The following is a 19,093-nucleotide window of genomic DNA, read 5'->3' as shown; positions in this document are numbered from 1 at the left end:
GCCGCAGTTTATTGGCTATTTTGACAAGGCGGAGGCTATGCCGTTTAGTTATTCTCCACAAATAGTCTACAACACAGTAAAAATAGCCAAGAAACGCGGCCCTTTGGGTTCGATTCAATGCTTCTATTCTTTTATGACTAGAATGTGTTATGAGCTTTTCACTTAGCCAGCTAAGCTTTATCGCTCAAGCCTTGTACTAGAAGCATTATTCCTTACGGTAAAGAACCGAACAAAAACTAAGCTCGAAAGATCAACAGCCCCTAATCTCCTAAAACACTACTCATAAAAGATCAACTTAACGCTATAAAGCGTTAATACTTGCCAAATTGAATCAATAGCGTAAATTCAGCAGCCTGCTTGCTGACTCCGTCAACTCGCACCTCAATCCAGTAGTAGCCGATTAATACTGTGTCTATAGGACGTATATGCAGGTCGAATTTTACAATACAAAATCCCATGTTTCGGAAACAAAACATATCTCGCAAGCATTACTTATTTTGCTGTCTAAGGGGCTGCCCCTAGAGGATCTGCCAAAAGCCAAAGCGCTAATACTCGCTGGCGATAAATTCCAATTTAGAAATACTTACAATATTAGCCTACTTACAAAGAAATAGTATAAAAGCATTGTTAATTAGTAATAGCTCCCCCTCAAATGAGCTAACTTTTGTATGTTAACTTGTTTAAATTATGTTAATCGGTTAGCTTCGAACTATGGGTTAAATCATATACAGGGGTTACAACTTATATGGAAAGAATCAGAGAAGCTCAAGAACACTTAAAAAGTGAATTCGAAATCTATAATAATGCCTCAGCTAAAAAGCTCCCTCCTCTCGATATTAATTGCCCCGAAAAACTCGAAACCATGCTTGAATTTGTCACTCGGAGGGAATCCTTAAAGCAAGCTAAAAAACTCAGCTCACCACCAGCAGGTAAACTCAAAGCCGCAATAGCTGACACGCTATTGTTGCTAGATAACTTCGATATAAAAATTTCGAAAGAGAAAGGTACTGCAAAGAAATAAGCTCATCGCTTTGAGAATGATATAAAAAAGATGCCAGCAATCTTTGCTGGCATCTATCAATTAAAGCTAGTTTAAAAGTTTAGTAAAAGGTATAGCTTGCTGTAACAAAGTATTCCATACCAACAGCATTATATTTAGAAATATCAGCAAACGGCCACCACTCTTCAGATTCATGTTGAGGTGGCTTTTCATCAAATAGATTGACCACTGATGCGGTAAGACTAAAACTATCGGTTATCTGATAGTTAGCGTTTAAGTTATAGCGTGTCCAAGCGTCATAACGTTCATTAGGATCATCAGATGTGGCAACCGGAGAACTTCCTAAACGGTTGGCGAACAGTGATAAGGTGAGATAGTCGTTATACCAACCCAATGTCCCTGTTGTATGAGTTCTAAACTCACTATTCCACTGTGCATCTCTAATATCTTCAATCTCATCTTCAGGTAAATACTTCTCGTTAGTCTCAAAGATATGGGTGTAGTTGAGGTTAAAGAATATCGATCCAAACCGTTCGAACTCATAATTGAAACTTGAAGATAAATCCATTCCCTTTTGCTCACGCATACCGGTGTTAAATGGACTCGTTACCGTTGAGACGACACCGCCATTTTTCCCGCCGCGAGTGACTCGCCCCACCATCTCTTGGCACTTAGCCGAATTAGGGTCGATGGTATTACCGTATTGATCGAATCCAAGCGTACACTCGGCCTCATAGCGTAATACCGTTCCAGCACCAATAGAACCAATTTTCTTTTCAAGGCTAATTTCATAATAATCCGCCGTCACCGACCAATCGTCTGTAATATCAACGACAAAACCTATGTTGATACTATCACCCGTTTCCTCTTCTAAAGATAAATCCCCTTGAGAATATTGGCGAATACTGCCCGTACCATAATCATGACTGCAATCCCCCCAACCTTGGCCTATAGTTAAATTTTCATTTTGGGCGCAAGTTAAGTAGTCAGTGCTAGACACAAATGATGAACTCTCATCCGCGTACATATAGTTCATATCAGGTGCTCTGAATGAGGTTGCATACGAACCTCTCACTAATACCTTATCTACCGGTCGCCACGATAAACCTGTTTGATAAGTAAACGCACCACCTACATCAGAGTCATCATCATAGTAATCATATCGACCAGCTAGTTTAGCCTCTAAAAAACCAATCCCACTATCATAATCGGCTAACGGCACGGCTAGTTCAACAGCAACCGCATAGCGATCACGATCTCCGTCGCCAGATATTCCACTCCAACCATAAACTTCACCGTTAATGGTTTTCTCATCGGTATCGAACTTATAACCCTCTTTAGTGTATTCAGTGACAAATGCAAATTGCAGATCACCAGCAGGCATCTCAACCAAAGTACCAGTTAAATCAAAAACTAAGCTGTATAAATAAGACTTACCCTCTCCTACTGATTTATGCGTGGCATCATTAAACATTTCAGGAGTAAGCTTACCGAAGAAATCAATACCGCTGTCTGGCTCGAAGTTATCATTTAACTGAGATTCGTTAACCACGACCCAACGGCTGCCCTCCCAGGGTTGATCCCAATCGACACCTTTTTCACCAAATAGTAAGCTCATCATTTTTTGATCATCAAATCGCACAATAGAATCTTCATAATCATATTGGCTAGCAGTAAAAGTTACCGAGTAATCATATTCATCCGCAATCAAACCCTCGATACCAAAAATACCAATCAGAGCGGCTTCATCATATTCTTGATTTGAGGTGGGCACTTCAAAGTTTCTAAACGTACGATAAGCATGGCGACTCGCTTGATGAGTGCTACTGTCATTGATGTCAGTTCTTACGTCGTAATCAATCCCGTAGCTATAACGTCCAACTCCCGCATCAGCTGAAGACTGGGTACCTATAAATGTCGCAAATAAGCGCCCCTCATCCAGCTCATAATCTAAGTTAACAAAAGCAGATAGGTTATCGCGTGAATTACGAATGGTGTAAGTGTTATATACATTATCACCACAGAGATATGGGTCTGGATCACCATGGCTATCATCAGAGAGCCAACCCGGTTGTACACTTTCATAACCAAGCTCTTCGCAACGACCAGATAGATCTTTTAGCATCCAAGCGTTCGGTTCATAGCGCCCCCAGTAAGACATTGCCTGAGGAAGAGCATGATTTTCCGCATTTGGCCCATCAGTTGGTTCGTCAAACCAATCTCGATCACTACCATAAATAGGATCGCGCTGATCAACTTCAACAACGGCTGTATAGCTGAGCTTGTCTAATTGCCCGCCTGTACTAAAGGTAAACTTCTTACTTTGGCCGCCACCATCTTTAGTGTCACCAAAACGCACTGTAGCCTTGGTATAATCCAAGTCATCTTTCAAAATGACATTCACAACACCCGCAACTGCATCAGAGCCATAAATAGCGGAAGCGCCACCACTGAGAATTTCAACCCGCTTAACCGCTTCAGTTGGGATCATAGCCAAATTGACGACGTTCCCTCCCAATCCACTTGAAGGCTTAGGTAGTACTGGAATACGGCGACCATTAATGAGTGTTAATGTGTAACCTGAGCCGAAGCCTCTTAGGTTTATTGCCTGTGCATTCGCATTAAAGTTATTTGAATTTTCTTCACCAACAAACTGACCGGTATTCTGGGCTAGGGAGTTTAACGCATCAAATACGTTTGCATGCCCTTGAGCGGCAATATCGTCAGCAGAAAGCACAACGACAGGATCAACCCCCTCCATATCAGTTCTCGCAATTCTAGAACCAGTAACCTGAATAACTTCTATCTCTTTTTCAACCGCTTCAATATTGTCATCGTCTTGCGCAAAAGCAGTAAAAGGCATTGAGCCAATAGCAACTGTTATCGCAAAAGAAATCGAATTCATTTTCATCATAATACTACCTACTACATTATTAGAATAAGATTCGGGTGTATTAACACCTTCCCGTAGATGTGGTTTGTTCGTTATTTTTTTGTGACACCACAGAGTATATTTTATACATAGCGGTGGTATACACAATACAGTAAACAATAGTTTTACAAACAGGCGAGTAATTAAGTACGCAGAGGGCGTATAAACATGGGAGACAAGACTAATAATCTAAAACAAAAACAATAAGACTAATAACTGGCTAAGTTTAACTTATAATAAAATACAAAATATCGAGAGAGTGTGTAACCATCTATTTACACGGCAAATCAAAACCTTAATAAATATAAAAATCTTAGATCTACATCAAGTTAATAGCAAATAGAACATGAGTTTAATTAATATAAGGGGAGGAGAGGGACAAGTAATTAAACACACTTTAATATAGTGAATAAAAAATTAGAAACAGCTTATTAATAAGATTTGTCTTTTACCTTTTAAAACCTCGGACCGTCTCATTAATCATAATATTAAATACATAGGCCCCCACTAAAGGAGGCCAATATTATTAGAAAAACTCTGAATAACTATTTTATTCTACAGTAACCGATTTGGCTAAGTTACGCGGTTGGTCAACGTCAGTACCTTTAATTAATGCCACATGATATGACAATAACTGCAAAGGAATAGTGTAGATAAGCGGTGCCATAAATTCATCACAATGCGGCACAGGGATCACCTTCATGGTGTCGTCTGACTCAAACTCTGCATCTTTATCAGCAAAGACATACATCAAACCGCCACGAGCACGCACTTCCTCAACATTAGATTTAAGCTTTTCAAGCAGCTCGTTGTTTGGCGCAACGACAATCACCGGCATATCAGCATCAATAAGCGCTAGTGGACCATGTTTAAGCTCACCTGATGCATAAGCTTCAGCGTGAATGTAAGAGATCTCTTTAAGCTTAAGCGCACCTTCCATTGCAATCGGGTATTGATCGCCGCGACCTAAAAATAGTGCATGGTGCTTATCGGCAAAATCTTCTGCTAGTTCAGCTATCGCATCATCTAAGCTCAGTGCTTGTTCCACTTTTGCAGGCATAGATTGCAAGCTTTGAGTGATCTCCGCTTCCATCTCTGCTGACATACCATTGTGACGGCCAATTGCAGTCGTTAGCATTAACAAGCCAGCAAGCTGCACCGTGAATGCTTTGGTTGATGCAACCCCAATCTCTGCACCCGCTTTCATCATATAAGCCATGTCCGACTCACGAACCAAAGATGATCCTGGCGCGTTACAGATAGTCAGCGTCGCTTTATAACCCATCTCTTTGGCTAAACGCATAGCCGCTAACGTATCAGCAGTTTCGCCTGATTGTGAGATAGTTACTAACAAGCTATTTGGGAATAGATGTGATTTGCGGTAACGGAACTCAGAGGCTATCTCAACATTACAAGAAACACCCGCCCAATCTTCTAACCAGTAACGTGCAGCCATACCAGCGTGGTAACTGGTACCACAAGCGATAATCTGTACGTGTTTAATGTCCTTTAAAAGCTCTGCGGCATTTTCACCAAAGGTAGAATCTAAAACTTTACCTGCCGCAATGCGACCTTCGAGTGTATGAGCGATTGCAGTTGGTTGCTCATAGATCTCTTTTAACATGTAGTGACGGTATTCACCTTTGTCACCAGCATCATGAGTAACTTCAGACTCTTTCACTTCACGCTCAACCGCATTGCCGTCAACATCAAAGATATTAACTTCACGACGAGTAACCTCAGCCACATCACCTTCTTCAAGGAAAGCAAAAGAGCGAGTCACTGGTAGCAATGCTAGTTGATCAGAAGCAACAAAGTTCTCACCTAAGCCGTAACCAATAACCAGTGGGCTACCTGAGCGTGCAACAATCATGCGCTCACTATCGGTACGATCGATAACTACAGTGCCATAGGCGCCTTCGAGTTGCTTAACTGTAGCTTGTACCGCAGTCAGTAAGCTGTCATGACTCTTTAGTTCGTGATGGACTAAGTGACAGATAACTTCAGTATCAGTGTCAGATGCGAAGCTATAGCCTAGGCCTTTTAGCATTTCACGCAGCTTATTGTGGTTTTCAATGATGCCATTGTGTACCACGGCAATACTGCCTTCTGACTCATGTGGATGCGCATTACGCTCACTCGGTTCACCGTGTGTAGCCCAACGTGTATGTGCGATACCAGTACCACCTGCTAGCGGCTGTTCATCAAGTGCCGATGACAACTCCTGCACTTTACCCACACGACGAGTACGGCTGAGTTCACCATTGTTAAGCACAGCAACACCTGATGAGTCATAACCGCGATACTCAAGTCGTCTTAATCCTTCAACCAAAATTTCTGCAACATCCCTTTGCGCTACTGCGCCAACTATTCCACACATACTATTTTCCTAGACTCTGTCAGAGTTAATTTGAAACTAAAATTAAAAGCTAAATTTAAAAATGGGCTGCCTCACTTGGAGGTGCTAGCCAGCATAAGGTGCAAGAATAACCCGCACCCCATGTTTTGAAATACTTTCGACCGCTTCGTTTGGTAACCTGTCGTCAGACACCAGCACGCTAATATTGCCCCAAGGCAACTCCAAATTAGGAATGCGTCGACCGAGCTTTTCTGACTCCAACATGACGATCACTTCTCGCGATACTTCCGCCATCACCTTACTCAGACCTGTTAACTCATTAAAGGTGGTTGTGCCGCGCTCAAGATCGATACCGTCTGCACCGATAAACAACTGATCAAAGTTATACGAGCGTAGTACCTGTTCGGCAATTTGCCCCTGAAATGATTCCGAATGCGGATCCCAAGTACCGCCAGTCATCAGCAGTGTTGGTTCGTTTTCAAGCTCATGGATAGAGTTTGCTAGCGCAAGTGAATTCGTCATCACCAGCAAGCCACGTTTACTATTGAGCTCGCCAATAAGGCCTGATGTAGTACTGCCACTGTCAATAATAATACGGTTGTGATCTTGGATAAGTTCAGCCGCTGCGTTAGCAATTGAAAGTTTATTCGGTGCTATTTTAGCTGAAAACTGTTGGGTAACTTCATCTGGCACCGCAACTGCGCCGCCATAACGACGCAGTAGTAAGCCGGTTTTTTCGAGCGTGGCTAAATCTTTGCGGATCGTAACTTCTGATGTTTCAAAACGTAAGGATAACTCTTCAACACTCACTTCACCTTGCTGATTAAGTAGGCTAATAATGCTGTGACGTCGTTGTTGAGTGTTTCGTTTATTCATAAAACCTTTCGTTAAGTTTCGTTTCGAAAGGTGCATTATAGATAAGTGAAACTTAATTGCCAGTTTTTGCTTAATTTATGGCTCTAAATGTGCAAATTACAGATAAAAAAAAGCCTCAACGAGATGTTGAGGCGATTTAAAGGCTTTTAGCAATCAGTTTAGAATTTAGCTTCCAGTGACAAACTAACGTGACGACCTTCGCCAACGGTTACATCTTTATAAGAACCACCAGCAAGATAATCAACATCAAATAGGTTCTTAACGTTCATGCGAACGCTAACATCGCTACCCATGATATCCATAGTGTAAGCGGCGCCCATATCAAAACGTACATAGCTATCTTTAGTAATAGTGTTATCGGTACTAGCGAAACGTTCACCAACATAAATAGCACCAAAGTTCAGCGCTAAATCTTCAGTCATTTCGTAACGCGTCCAGATGTTAGCAGACCACTCTGGTGCATCTACTGGAGTCATACCATTTAAGCCATCACTCTCTGGGCGAATATATTCAGCGTCAAGATACATCATTGAACTAGTCATGAACCACTGATCACTGATCTGGCCCTGAGCGCCCATCTCAAAACCTTTATGGCGCTGCTCACCACTTTGAGTGGTAATCTGCGTGTCATCACCAACTGGTGTTGCAAGATCTTCGGTAACAGTAACGTTTGATACGGTAATATCAAATACAGCACCGGTTAATAGTAAGCTGCCATCAAATAGCTCCCACTTGGTGCCTATCTCATACTGCTCACCGTATTCAGGATCAAGGTTCATCTTGTCATTGACGTCATTCGGGTCATTAACAATACCTTGTGGCGTAAAGCTCTTTGAGTAGTTAACGTAAATACTACCATTTGCGGCAGGTGAGTAAATCACACCAAACTTAGGCGATACAGCGTAACTGTTATTACCGTTGCCATCTTTTTTCTGCTCGTCATAACGCACGCCAGCAAGTACTTGCCACTCGTCGGTGATCGTTACTAAATCTTGCACATAGAAACCATAGTGCTTGTATTCACTTTCGTACTTAGTGCTATCGTTGTTGTAGTCAAGATCGGGTCTATCGATAGGCGTACCAGGTGTAACCGGAATAAAGTTATCACCACCTTCTGACACATAGCTATCTTTCAATTGGCCATAGTAGTAGTCAAGCATATTGGCACCAACAAGTAGTTGATGTTCAACGTCGCCAGTATAGAAGTTACCCGTGAAATCAACATAACCTGTTTTATGCTGCCAATCATCGTAACGGTCAAATGGTTTAATGGTATAGCCATCTGTCATTGCTGTTTCTGAGTATTGCGGCGATGAGTCTAAACGCTGGCGATTAAACTGCTGATCGTTATAGCCCGCTTTAACCTGCCATGAATCAGAGATATGGTAGGTTAAATCAGCACCCATGTTAGTGATGGTATTGTCAGTAAATGCCCAAGGTTGGTCCCAAATGATGTCACTTCCACCAATCAAGTCGCCACTGCTATCTAACCAGCCACCAGTATCAATACCAGTCTTGTCTTGGGTATGGTCATACTTCACCGATAGTAATAGGTCATCGGTAATATCAAATTCTAGGTTTAAGTAACCTAACCAACGGTCACGCTCTTGGTTTGAGCCATCTTGGTACTCACGCCAGTATTGAGTGTCTTGCTTAACAAGCACGGTACGGTAACGGATGGTTTCAGACTCGTTTAAGCTGCCACCAGCATCAAGTTGAAAACGGGTAGAGCCGTGTTCATCGGTATCAAAACCAAAGTCAAACATGGTTTCAGATGTTGGTTTTTTACTTACCATGTTAATCAAACCACCTGGGCCTGATTGACCATATAACATGCTTGAAGGACCTTTTAGGACTTCAACTTGCTGTAGTGTTTCGATTGGCTGTACATAATGAGACCATTGCTGTTGTCCGTTTATCAAGAAGCCCGAACCAGAAGAAAGCTCAAAGCCACGAATATTGAAAACTTGACGGTTCCATTTTTCACTACCGCCAGTCACACTTGAGTCGTTTACTAAAACTTCACCAAGATTAGTCGCCAATTGCTCATCAGTAATAAAGTCTGGAATAACCGCTACTGATTGAGGAGTATCAAGAATATCGATGTCACCTCGCATTGCGCCTGAAGATGAACCAACGTTATAGTCGTTAAAGCTACGTCCAGTAACGGTAATACGTTCGATGTTACTATCGACAACAGCGTTAGAATCGGCTGTGACTTCTTCAGCAAAAGAGGTTGTTGATGCTAAAGCAGCAACAACAGCAAGACCTATACGAGAAAATTTAAAAGACGCCTGAAAAGACATAACCAACCCCAAAAATGAAACCAAGATGTAATATTTGGGTGCAATATAAATGAGAATTGTTTTTATTCATACCTCTTTACGTGTATTTACATTGTCAATGTGAACTAGCGCACAACACTAACAACCCCGCAACCATCAAAAACAAAAAGATCACAAATAAATCAAGCCGTATCACTCATTTAAAGTTTGATAGAAACTCCTCTTTCATTGTTTATCTCAGCAAAGTTAAAGCTTTTTATTGCACGTAATAAACCAAAAAAGCGACCTTAACTGGTCGCTTTTCAATCTAATCTAGTAATTATTTGGCTTTTTTAACCGGCCTTGCCCAGCCAGAGATGTGCCGCTGCTTAACCCGTGTGATAACTAATTCATCAGCAGCAACATCTTTAGTAATAGTAGAGCCAGCACCTAAGGTAGCCCCTTTTCCTATGGTAATTGGGGCTACAAGCTGGGTATCACTACCTACAAAGACATTGTCTTCAATAATGGTCTGGAATTTATTAGCACCATCGTAGTTGCAAGTAATGGTACCAGCACCAATGTTAACGCCGCTACCGATAGTTGCGTCACCAATATAGGCTAAATGGCCTGCTTTAGAACCTTTACCTAGCACCGCTTTTTTCATCTCTACAAAGTTGCCTATATGCGCATCTTCTTTAAGTTCTGCACCAGGACGCAGTCGAGCAAATGGGCCCGCACTTGCCTTAACACCAACTTTGGCGTTTTCAACAATCGAGTAAGGTTTGATTTCAGCGTTGTCGGCAATGTCACAATTAATAAGAATGGCGCCAGCACCAATGGTCACGTTATTACCAATATTGACCGTACCTTCAATCACCACATTGACATCAATCATCACATCCATACCAACACTAACATCGCCGCGGATATCGATACGAGCAGGATCACGCAGGTTTGCACCTTCGAGCATCAGTTTTTCTGCTGCACGAGCTTGGTAAGCACGCTCAAGTTGAGCGAGCTGTACTCGGTTATTAGCACCTTCAACTTCAACGGCTGATTCAGGCTGTGCAGTGGTAATTACAACACCATCTTTATGAGCCATAGCCACGATATCAGTTAGATAATACTCTCCCTGAGCATTATCTGATGAAAGCTGACCCAACCAAGCTTTAAGTTGTTTACCAGGTGCAGCCATAATCCCAGTGTTGATTTCGCTAATAGCTAACTGTTCAGCATTTGCATCTTTTTGCTCTACGATGCCAACCACCTTGTTATCTTCACGTACGATACGTCCATAACCCATAGGGTTAGGCAGGTTAACCGTTAAGATAGCCAATCCATTATCTTCACGAGCTGCAAGCAAAGACTCTAATGTGGAAGCCTGAATAAGTGGCACATCACCATAAAGAATTAACACTGTATCATCGTCACTAATATTGTCGTTAGCTTGTGCCACCGCGTGTCCGGTACCTAGCTGCTCGGCTTGAAGCACCCAGTTAAGAGCCTGTAGACCTAATTTGGCTTGCAACTTGTCTGCACCGTAACCATACACCAGTTGAATGGCGTCACTGCCAACTTGGTGGGCGGTATCAATAACATGCTGAACCATGCTCTTATGAGCGATAGGATGAAGAACCTTGGGAAGATCTGAGCGCATGCGGGTTCCCTTGCCTGCTGCTAAAATCACGACATTCAGTGCCATTTATTAATCCTTGAGCTGATGCTTGCTTATAAAGTTTTTGAGCGCTGATTTTAAGCTAAATCAACCATAAAAGCGACTCTAGCTAGATTGAGTCATGATTAAAAATTAACAGTTTTATCAGCGGTAATGAGCCACTGGGCAAGATCATCCATAGTCGCCACTTCACAACCTTCAATGAGCTCTAGCTGTGCTAAACCGCGAGCATGCATACATGACCCACAAAACTTAACTTGGCTACCTTGAGCGATAATAATCTCCAACATCTGTTGGATGTTGTAACTTTCAGCAGGGTTTTGTTTTGGTATTACAGCGGTAATCGCATCGGACAGTAAAAACAAACTGACCTTGGCTGGTGGACTATCTTGCTCGTTAAGCTCAATAGCTAAGCACAGAGCATTAAAAAGCCTTTCTGAACCATATGGGGCATCATTAACAATAAGAAGGATATGTTGCATAGAAAGGTGCTCTAGCAATAAGTTAATCGCTAGAGGGTAGCACTCAAGTTGGACAGAGGACTTTACTTAGAGCGCGTTCTAATATTATCAAATATGAGACGGCATAAATGCCGACCTACAACGAATATTCTAGGCTTGGGAATTAGTGACTCTAGGACTTGCTTCTAACCTTCTTTTAAGCACAAATACCAAAACTATCCATCCATGGGGTTATGGCATAAATATATGGAACATTTACGACCAGATCCCCCCCCACTCCTTTGGCTATCCATGCAACTCCCTTTTAAAAGCATGGGGATAATAATTCTGACCTCCAAGGGATGAAGGAAATGCCAATAAATATATGGAACATTTACGGCCAGATACAAATCCCACTCCTTTGGCTATCCATGCCAAACGGGGATAAGTACATTCCATATACAAAAAAGGCGCTTACCTTTCGGTGAGCGCCTTTTTTCATCAACAATAACCTATCTGGTAATGTTCTTTTTGATGGTCTCGACAACGCGAAGCTGAGCAACTGCTTGAGCTAGCTCAATCGCTGCTGCTGCATAATTGAAGTCTGCGCCAGCATCCGCCATAGCGGTTTCTGCACGACGCTTAGCTTCTGCAGCGGCTTGCTCGTCAATATCATCGGCACGCATAACGACGTCAGCCAATACTGAAACTGAAGAAGGTTGTACTTCCAGGATTCCACCCGAAAGGTAAAACACTTCCTCTTTTCCATCTTGCTTGACGATGCGCGCCATGCCAGGCTTGATATGTGTAAGCAGAGGCGCGTGACCAGGCATAACACCTAGATCACCTTCTGAACCAGTTACTTGTAGGTGTGCTACAAGACCAGAAAAGATGCTACTTTCTGCACTTACAATATCAAGCTGTACTGTCATGGCTGCCATCCGTTCTCCTTAAACTAGTCTCTGTATTACTACAGAGTACTCAGTTATTTTTTGTTAGCTTTCTCAACGGCTTCGTCGATTGAACCAACCATGTAGAACGCTTGCTCTGGAAGGTGATCGAACTCACCGTCTAGAATACCCTTAAAGCCACGAATTGTGTCTTTAAGAGAAACGTACTTACCTGGAGAACCGGTGAATACTTCTGCAACGAAGAAAGGCTGAGAAAGATATTTTTCAATCTTACGAGCACGGAATACAGTTGTCTTATCTTCATCAGATAATTCATCCATACCTAGGATCGCAATAATATCTTTCAGCTCCTTGTAGCGCTGAAGTACGGTTTGAACACCGTTAGCAACATCGTAATGCTCTTGGCCAACAACCTGTGGATCAAGCTGACGTGAAGTCGAATCCAATGGGTCAACCGCTGGGTAAATACCCAGAGAAGCAATGTTACGTGACAATACAACAGTCGCATCTAAGTGAGCGAAGGTTGTTGCTGGTGATGGATCCGTTAAGTCATCCGCAGGTACGTATACGGCTTGAACAGAGGTAATAGACCCTGTCTTAGTCGATGTAATACGCTCCTGAAGTACACCCATCTCTTCAGCCAATGTTGGCTGGTAACCTACTGCTGATGGCATACGGCCTAGCAGTGCAGATACTTCAGTACCTGCCAAGGTGTAACGATAGATGTTATCAACGAAGAAAAGTACATCTTTACCTTCGTCACGGAACTTCTCGGCCATAGTTAGACCAGTTAGTGCCACACGTAGACGGTTTCCTGGAGGCTCGTTCATCTGACCATATACCATGGCCACTTTATCGAGAACACCTGAATCTTCCATCTCGTAGTAGAAGTCGTTACCCTCACGAGTACGCTCACCTACACCAGCGAAAACTGATAAACCAGAGTGTGCTTTAGCGATGTTGTTAATAAGTTCCATCATGTTGACGGTCTTACCAACACCAGCACCACCAAACAAACCAACTTTACCACCCTTAGCGAATGGACATACAAGGTCGATAACCTTGATACCAGTCTCTAAAAGTTCAGTGGTGTTTGACTGATCTTCGTATGAAGGAGCTTCACGGTGGATCACATAGCGATCTTCTTCACCGATAGGGCCAGCTTCATCTACTGGTTGACCCAATACGTTCATAATACGGCCAAGGGTTTTTTCCCCAACCGGAACAGTAATTGGTGAACCAGAGTTTACAACCTCAAGGCCACGACGCAGACCATCTGAAGAACCCATAGCGATGGTACGAACTACACCACCACCTAGTTGCTGCTGAACTTCCAGCACCAAGCCTTCACTTTTGATCTCTAGAGCGTCATATACCTGAGGTACGGCATCATGTGGAAACTCAACGTCCACAACCGCGCCAATTACTTGGACAACAGTACCTGTGCTCATGATTAATCCTCTAAAACTTGTATTCGTTACCTAGCCTAAACGGCGGCGGCACCTGAAACAATTTCCGAAAGTTCCTGCGTAATCGCAGCCTGACGGGCCTTGTTATAGACCAACTCCAAGTCACTGATAAGTTCACCAGCGTTGTCTGTCGCAGCTTTCATAGCAACCATACGGGCTGCTTGCTCAGATGCGATGTTTTCAACAACACCTTGGTAAACTTGAGACTCCACATAACGAACCAACAATGTATCCAAAAGTTCTTTTGGATCTGGCTCGTATAAGTAGTCCCAGTGATGAGAAATCTCATCTTCTTCTGACTTAGGCAAAGGTAGCAGCTGCTCGATCACTGGGGTTTGAGTCATAGTATTAACGAACTTGTTAAATACTACGTACAAACGATCCAGCTTGCCTTCGTTGTATGCTTCTAGCATGACACGTACTGTTCCGATCAAGTCAGCTAACGACGGAGCGTCACCTAAACCTGAAGCGTGAGCAGATACCTGTCCACCAAAGCTATTGAAGAATTGTACGCTGCGTGCGCCAATTGGGCAGAATTCAACTTCTGCACCGGCTTCACGCTGCTTCTTCACGTCTGCGACAACCTTTTTGAAAAGGTTGACGTTCAGACCACCACAAAGACCACGGTCGGTTGACACAACAATGTAACCAACACGCTTGGCTTCTCGCACTTCCAAATAAGGATGCTTATATTCGAGAGAACCTTGCGCCACGTGACCGATCACCTTACGCATATTTTCTGCATATGGACGACTTGATGCCATGCGATCTTGTGCTTTACGCATTTTACTCGCGGCAACCATCTCCATTGCAGACGTGATCTTCTGAGTGTTTTGAACACTCGCGATCTTGGTTTTAATCTCTTTAGCGTTGGCCATCTTTACTCTCCAATTCTGGACCTGAGGTGCCTAAGGCACCTCTAATTTTTACCAGGTTTGGGTTTCTACGAACTTGTCCAAGCTAGCCTTCAACTCACCTTCGATGTCGGCATTATAGTTGCCAGTCTCGTTGATGGTCTTCATTAGGTCAGCATGTTCACTGTTCATGAAAGAGAGCAGAGACGCTTCGAAATCACCGATCTTGTTCAGCTCAACACTCTTCAAGTAACCTTTCTCAGCTGCGAAAATAGACACAGACTGATCAGCGATACTCATTGGAGCATATTGCTTTTGCTTCATAAGTTCGGTAACACGCTCACCATGCTCAAGTTGAGCACGAGTTGCATCATCTAAGTCAGATGCAAACTGTGAGAACGCTGCAAGCTCTCGATACTGTGCAAGAGCGGTACGAATACCACCAGACAGTTTCTTGATGATCTTAGTCTGAGCCGCACCACCAACACGAGAAACCGAAATACCTGGGTTAACAGCAGGACGTAGTCCAGAGTTAAATAGGTCAGTTTCAAGGAAGATCTGACCATCAGTAATCGAAATTACGTTAGTCGGTACGAATGCAGATACGTCACCAGCTTGAGTTTCAATAATTGGTAGAGCAGTCAAAGAACCAGTTTGGCCTTTAACTTCACCTTTAGTGAACTTCTCAACATACTCAGCGTTAACACGTGAAGAACGTTCTAACAGACGAGAGTGAAGATAGAATACATCACCTGGGTATGCTTCACGTCCTGGTGGACGTTTTAGCAATAATGAAATCTGACGGTAAGCAACTGCTTGCTTAGACAGATCATCATATACGATCAGTGAGTCTTCACCGCGGTCGCGGAAATATTCACCCATTGTACAACCAGAGTATGGAGCCAAGTATTGTAGTGCAGCAGCTTCAGAAGCTGTAGCAACAACAACAATGGTGTTCGCCAAAGCGCCGTGCTCTTCAAGCTTGCGTACTACGTTAGCAATTGTAGAAGCCTTTTGGCCTACAGCTACGTATACACATTTAATGCCTGAATCTTTTTGGTTGATAATTGCATCGATCGCAAGAGCGGTTTTACCGATCTGACGGTCACCAATGATCAATTCACGCTGGCCACGACCGATTGGGATCATGGAGTCAACAGCTTTATAACCAGTTTGTACTGGTTGGTCTACTGACTTACGCTCAATTACACCTGGTGCAATTACTTCAACAGGAGAGAAACCATCGCTATCGATAGGTCCTTTACCGTCAATTGGTTCACCTAGAGTGTTGACTACACGGCCTAAAAGACCACGGCCAACAGGTACTTCCAAAATACGGCCTGTTGTTTTAACTTTGTCGCCTTCAGCCAAAGTGGCATAAGGGCCCATTACTACGGCACCGACAGAATCGCGTTCTAAGTTCAACGCGATTGCAAAACGGTTACCAGGCAGCTCGATCATTTCACCTTGCATCACGTCGGCTAGGCCGTGGATGCGGATGATGCCGTCACTTACTGCAACGATAGTACCTTCGTTGCGAGCTTCACTAACGACTTCGAACTGCTCGATCCGCTGTTTAATCAGATCGCTGATTTCAGTGGAATTCAGTTGCATGCTCAAACTCCCAATTACGACTGCAGCGTATCAGACAGACGCGAAATTTTTCCGCGAACCGAGCCATCTATGACTAGGTCTCCTGCCGTGATAATTACACCAGCAATAAGGCTGGCATCTATGCTGCAATTCAGCTTAACTTTGCGTGCTAGACGTTTCTCTAAAGAAGCGCTCATTTCCTGTTGTTGCTCAGAGGTAAGCTCTGTAGCTGAAACGACAAACGCTTCAACTTCTTTCGCATACTCATGTTTCATCTCTACAAAGAGTTGAGCAACAGCGGGTAGCACTACTAAACGACCGTTTTCAGCCATTACCTTTAACAGGTTTTGAACTTGCTCGTTGACCTGCTCACCACAAACTCCAATAAAGAGTTCAGCAAGCTGGTTACTGGCTAAAGAGCCAGACAGTAGTGGCTGCATAGTTTCGTTTTCACTAACTAGTGCGGCAAAGTTAAGCATTTCTGCCCAACTATCTACTGCTTTTTGTTCAAGAGCAAAATCAAAAGCTGCCTTTGCGTAAGGACGAGCGATGGTGGTTATTTCAGCCATAACTCAAACTCCTTATTTAAAGTTCAGCAACAAGTTTCTCAACTATGTCACTTTGGGCGGCTTCATCAATCGAACGTTCAAGAATTTTTTCTGCGCCAGCGATAGCTAGTGCAGCAACTTGCTTACGCAAGTCTTCTTTTACGCGATTACGTTCAGCTTCAATTTCTGCTTGACCTTGAGCGATAATTTTAGCGCGCTCAGTGTCAGCTTCGGCTTTAGCTTCATCAACGATTTGAGCTTTGCGTTTGTTCGCAGACTCAATAATTTCGTTAGCAGTCGCTTTTGCATCTTTTAGTTGGTCAGTGGCTTTCGCCTGTGCCAACTCAAGGTCTTTCACGGCACGGTCAGCATCGGCTAGACCGTCGGCAATCCTTTTTTGGCGTTCTTCGATGGCATTCATCAAAGGGGGCCAAACAAACTTCATGCAAAACCACACGAAGAGAATAAAGGCAACCGTCTGACCGAGTAGGGTAGCGTTGATATTCACAACAGCCTCCTATTAAGTTTAAAGACAGAAGCGTTTATTAAAGCATTGCACCAAGAGGGTTAGTAAATAGCATGAATAATGCAATACCAACACCGATCATAGTTACGGCGTCCAAAAGACCCGCTACGATGAACATTTTAACTTGTAGCATAGGAGCCATTTCTGGTTGACGCGCAGCGCCTTCCAAGAACTTGCCACCTAGTAGGCCGAAACCGATAGCAGTACCTAACGCACCCATACCAATCAACAGAGCAACAGCAATAGCTGTCATGCCTAATACAGTTTCCATCTCTATCTCCAATATTCTAAATCTTTGTTATTAATGATTTAGTTTAAAAATTTCTACAGCAGTCCTTAATGATCTTCATGCGCCATGCTTAAGTAAACAATGGTCAACATCATGAAGATAAACGCCTGCAAAGTGATAACCAAAATATGGAAAATTAACCAACCTAGTTGTAATGTTACACCTAGAGTAGATAACGCCCAGTTAGCACCGTACATCAACGCAATAAGGATGAAAATCAACTCACCCGCATACAAGTTACCAAACAAACGCAGTGCCAATGAGATTGGCTTAGCGATTAAAGTAACCGTTTCTAGCAGGAAGTTGACGGGTATCATTGCCCAATGGTTAAAAGGCTGCATGGTCAGTTCTTTAACAAAACCTGAAACGCCTTTGACTTTAATGCTGTAATAAATAATCAGCAAGAACACACCAATAGCCATACTAAAGGTAATGTTTAAGTCTGTCGTTGGTACAACTTTCATGTAAGGGATACCAGCAGCAGCTGCCAGTTCAGGGATCCAGTCAACTGGAACCATATCCATGAAGTTCATCATGAATACCCAAACAAAAATCGTTAATGCCAACGGAGCAATAACAGGATTGCGGCCATGGAAGGTCTCCTTAACGCTATTGTCAACGAACTCAACTATCATCTCGACAAAACACTGAAGTTTGCCGGGAACACCGGTAGTTGCTTTCTTGCCAACGCTATGGAATAGCCACAAGAACAAAACACCAAGCCCAACCGAAAAGAACAACGAATCAATGTGCCATGTCCAGAAGCCTTCGCCAACACTTAGGTTGGTAAGGTGGTGCTGGATATAGCCCTGCGGTGTTAACGCTTCACCAGTTGCAGCCATGATTCATCCCACTTAACTTTGCTTGAAATATAAAGGAGCTGTCCAATGCACTACTAACGTTAAGGTGTAACAAACAAAAAGAGGCATAAAGCCGACTTCAATATTGATAAACACTAACGAAAACATTGCTATGGTTAACAGCATCTTTACCGCTTCCCCCCAGTAAAAAGTCTTAACAACTTTAGCTGCGGAGCTTGCTCCCGTATGGGAAAAAGCGAGGGTTGCGAATACAAAATTAGGGAGTACAGCAATAGCGCCACCTGCTAAAGCAGATAGTCCATACTGAGCTCCCCACAGAGCGAAAAAGAAAACTGAAACACTCCCAGCCAGCGCCGCCTGTATCAAAACCAATTTATAGGCTGACCATCGGCCACGTCGTGCTAAAACCTTGCTCAATTTATCTTCTCCGCATTATCACTTCCTGTTTCGATGACCGGACTACATATATCCGTATAAACCCGAGGTACAAAAAGCTTGCGAAAGTATACCGTTTCAGGGTTTCAAAGCAAGTT

At 43.2% G+C, this 19,093-nt stretch carries 16 protein-coding genes; 1 reads left to right on the top strand and 15 read right to left on the bottom strand.

The features are described from left to right. The first annotated feature begins 745 nt into the window (after window positions 1-745). A complete protein-coding gene (locus AB4238_RS06750; RefSeq protein ID WP_372032397.1) occupies window positions 746-1,021 on the top strand; it encodes a hypothetical protein in 276 nt (91 codons plus the stop codon). A 79-nt stretch (window positions 1,022-1,100) separates the two neighbouring features. Here the strand turns inward: AB4238_RS06750 and AB4238_RS06745 are convergent, their stop codons facing one another. The 15 genes from AB4238_RS06745 to AB4238_RS06675 form a co-directional block, all read right to left on the bottom strand. Beyond that, complete coding sequence (locus AB4238_RS06745; protein ID WP_372032396.1) at window positions 1,101-3,914, bottom strand: TonB-dependent receptor plug domain-containing protein; 2,814 nt, start codon at window positions 3,912-3,914, stop codon at window positions 1,101-1,103. A gap of 568 nt (window positions 3,915-4,482) precedes the next feature. Beyond that, window positions 4,483-6,312 carry a glutamine--fructose-6-phosphate transaminase (isomerizing) gene (gene glmS, locus AB4238_RS06740; RefSeq protein ID WP_372032394.1) on the bottom strand — a complete coding sequence of 610 codons (1,830 nt, stop codon included), beginning with the start codon at window positions 6,310-6,312 and terminating at the stop codon, window positions 4,483-4,485. An 84-nt stretch (window positions 6,313-6,396) separates the two neighbouring features. Then, complete coding sequence (locus tag AB4238_RS06735) at window positions 6,397-7,167, bottom strand: DeoR/GlpR family DNA-binding transcription regulator (protein ID WP_372032393.1); 771 nt, start codon at window positions 7,165-7,167, stop codon at window positions 6,397-6,399. A 158-nt stretch (window positions 7,168-7,325) separates the two neighbouring features. Further along, window positions 7,326-9,473, bottom strand: coding sequence for a TonB-dependent siderophore receptor (locus AB4238_RS06730; protein ID WP_372032391.1), 2,148 nt, complete (start codon window positions 9,471-9,473; stop codon window positions 7,326-7,328). Between the two features lie 298 nt (window positions 9,474-9,771). Next, window positions 9,772-11,136, bottom strand: coding sequence for a bifunctional UDP-N-acetylglucosamine diphosphorylase/glucosamine-1-phosphate N-acetyltransferase GlmU (glmU, locus tag AB4238_RS06725; protein WP_372032389.1), 1,365 nt, complete (start codon window positions 11,134-11,136; stop codon window positions 9,772-9,774). A gap of 98 nt (window positions 11,137-11,234) precedes the next feature. After that, on the bottom strand, window positions 11,235-11,591 hold the full coding sequence (locus tag AB4238_RS06720) for a DsrE/DsrF/TusD sulfur relay family protein (protein WP_372032387.1): 357 nt from the start codon (window positions 11,589-11,591) through the stop codon (window positions 11,235-11,237). A gap of 470 nt (window positions 11,592-12,061) precedes the next feature. Beyond that, window positions 12,062-12,490, bottom strand: a complete 429-nt coding sequence (locus AB4238_RS06715; protein WP_372032386.1) for a F0F1 ATP synthase subunit epsilon — start codon at window positions 12,488-12,490, stop codon at window positions 12,062-12,064. 44 nt (window positions 12,491-12,534) lie between these two features. Further along, a complete protein-coding gene (gene atpD, locus AB4238_RS06710; RefSeq protein ID WP_020915095.1) occupies window positions 12,535-13,911 on the bottom strand; it encodes a F0F1 ATP synthase subunit beta in 1,377 nt (458 codons plus the stop codon). Window positions 13,912-13,946: 35 nt separating this feature from the next. Further along, window positions 13,947-14,807: a F0F1 ATP synthase subunit gamma gene (gene atpG / locus AB4238_RS06705; protein WP_372032385.1), complete on the bottom strand. Its 861-nt coding sequence runs from the start codon at window positions 14,805-14,807 to the stop codon at window positions 13,947-13,949. A 48-nt stretch (window positions 14,808-14,855) separates the two neighbouring features. Beyond that, window positions 14,856-16,397: a F0F1 ATP synthase subunit alpha gene (atpA, locus tag AB4238_RS06700; protein ID WP_020915097.1), complete on the bottom strand. Its 1,542-nt coding sequence runs from the start codon at window positions 16,395-16,397 to the stop codon at window positions 14,856-14,858. 14 nt (window positions 16,398-16,411) lie between these two features. Then, the gene (atpH, locus tag AB4238_RS06695) at window positions 16,412-16,945 is read right to left on the bottom strand and encodes a F0F1 ATP synthase subunit delta (RefSeq protein ID WP_372032384.1); all 534 of its coding nucleotides are present in this window, start codon (window positions 16,943-16,945) and stop codon (window positions 16,412-16,414) included. Between the two features lie 16 nt (window positions 16,946-16,961). Continuing rightward, window positions 16,962-17,432, bottom strand: a complete 471-nt coding sequence (gene atpF / locus AB4238_RS06690) for a F0F1 ATP synthase subunit B (RefSeq protein WP_372032383.1) — start codon at window positions 17,430-17,432, stop codon at window positions 16,962-16,964. Between the two features lie 37 nt (window positions 17,433-17,469). Then, window positions 17,470-17,721: a F0F1 ATP synthase subunit C gene (atpE, locus tag AB4238_RS06685; protein ID WP_011639455.1), complete on the bottom strand. Its 252-nt coding sequence runs from the start codon at window positions 17,719-17,721 to the stop codon at window positions 17,470-17,472. 65 nt (window positions 17,722-17,786) lie between these two features. Beyond that, complete coding sequence (atpB, locus tag AB4238_RS06680; RefSeq protein ID WP_372032381.1) at window positions 17,787-18,581, bottom strand: F0F1 ATP synthase subunit A; 795 nt, start codon at window positions 18,579-18,581, stop codon at window positions 17,787-17,789. A 12-nt stretch (window positions 18,582-18,593) separates the two neighbouring features. After that, window positions 18,594-18,977, bottom strand: coding sequence for an ATP synthase subunit I (locus AB4238_RS06675; protein ID WP_220737744.1), 384 nt, complete (start codon window positions 18,975-18,977; stop codon window positions 18,594-18,596). Between the last annotated feature and the right edge of the window lie 116 nt (window positions 18,978-19,093).

This window comes from Shewanella sp. 10N.286.45.A1, from assembly GCF_041470405.1.
GTDB lineage: Bacteria > Pseudomonadota > Gammaproteobacteria > Enterobacterales > Shewanellaceae > Shewanella.
The sequence above is the reverse complement of the archived record's forward strand: the minus strand, read 5'-3'. Positions and strand labels throughout refer to the sequence as shown.

Excerpts from the sequence above, each read along its gene's own strand:
- AB4238_RS06730 (WP_372032391.1), bottom strand. The coding sequence starts at position 9,473 with ATGTCTTTTCAGGCGTCTTTTAAATTTTCTCGTATAGGTCTTGCTGTT.
- atpH (WP_372032384.1), bottom strand. The coding sequence starts at position 16,945 with ATGGCTGAAATAACCACCATCGCTCGTCCTTACGCAAAGGCAGCTTTT.
- glmS (WP_372032394.1), bottom strand. The coding sequence starts at position 6,312 with ATGTGTGGAATAGTTGGCGCAGTAGCGCAAAGGGATGTTGCAGAAATT.
- atpB (WP_372032381.1), bottom strand. The coding sequence starts at position 18,581 with ATGGCTGCAACTGGTGAAGCGTTAACACCGCAGGGCTATATCCAGCAC.
- AB4238_RS06750 (WP_372032397.1), top strand. The coding sequence starts at position 746 with ATGGAAAGAATCAGAGAAGCTCAAGAACACTTAAAAAGTGAATTCGAA.
- AB4238_RS06735 (WP_372032393.1), bottom strand. The coding sequence starts at position 7,167 with ATGAATAAACGAAACACTCAACAACGACGTCACAGCATTATTAGCCTA.
- AB4238_RS06745 (WP_372032396.1), bottom strand. The coding sequence starts at position 3,914 with ATGATGAAAATGAATTCGATTTCTTTTGCGATAACAGTTGCTATTGGC.
- atpE (WP_011639455.1), bottom strand. The coding sequence starts at position 17,721 with ATGGAAACTGTATTAGGCATGACAGCTATTGCTGTTGCTCTGTTGATT.
- AB4238_RS06720 (WP_372032387.1), bottom strand. The coding sequence starts at position 11,591 with ATGCAACATATCCTTCTTATTGTTAATGATGCCCCATATGGTTCAGAA.
- atpA (WP_020915097.1), bottom strand. The coding sequence starts at position 16,397 with ATGCAACTGAATTCCACTGAAATCAGCGATCTGATTAAACAGCGGATC.
- glmU (WP_372032389.1), bottom strand. The coding sequence starts at position 11,136 with ATGGCACTGAATGTCGTGATTTTAGCAGCAGGCAAGGGAACCCGCATG.
- atpD (WP_020915095.1), bottom strand. The coding sequence starts at position 13,911 with ATGAGCACAGGTACTGTTGTCCAAGTAATTGGCGCGGTTGTGGACGTT.
- AB4238_RS06715 (WP_372032386.1), bottom strand. The coding sequence starts at position 12,490 with ATGGCAGCCATGACAGTACAGCTTGATATTGTAAGTGCAGAAAGTAGC.
- atpG (WP_372032385.1), bottom strand. The coding sequence starts at position 14,807 with ATGGCCAACGCTAAAGAGATTAAAACCAAGATCGCGAGTGTTCAAAAC.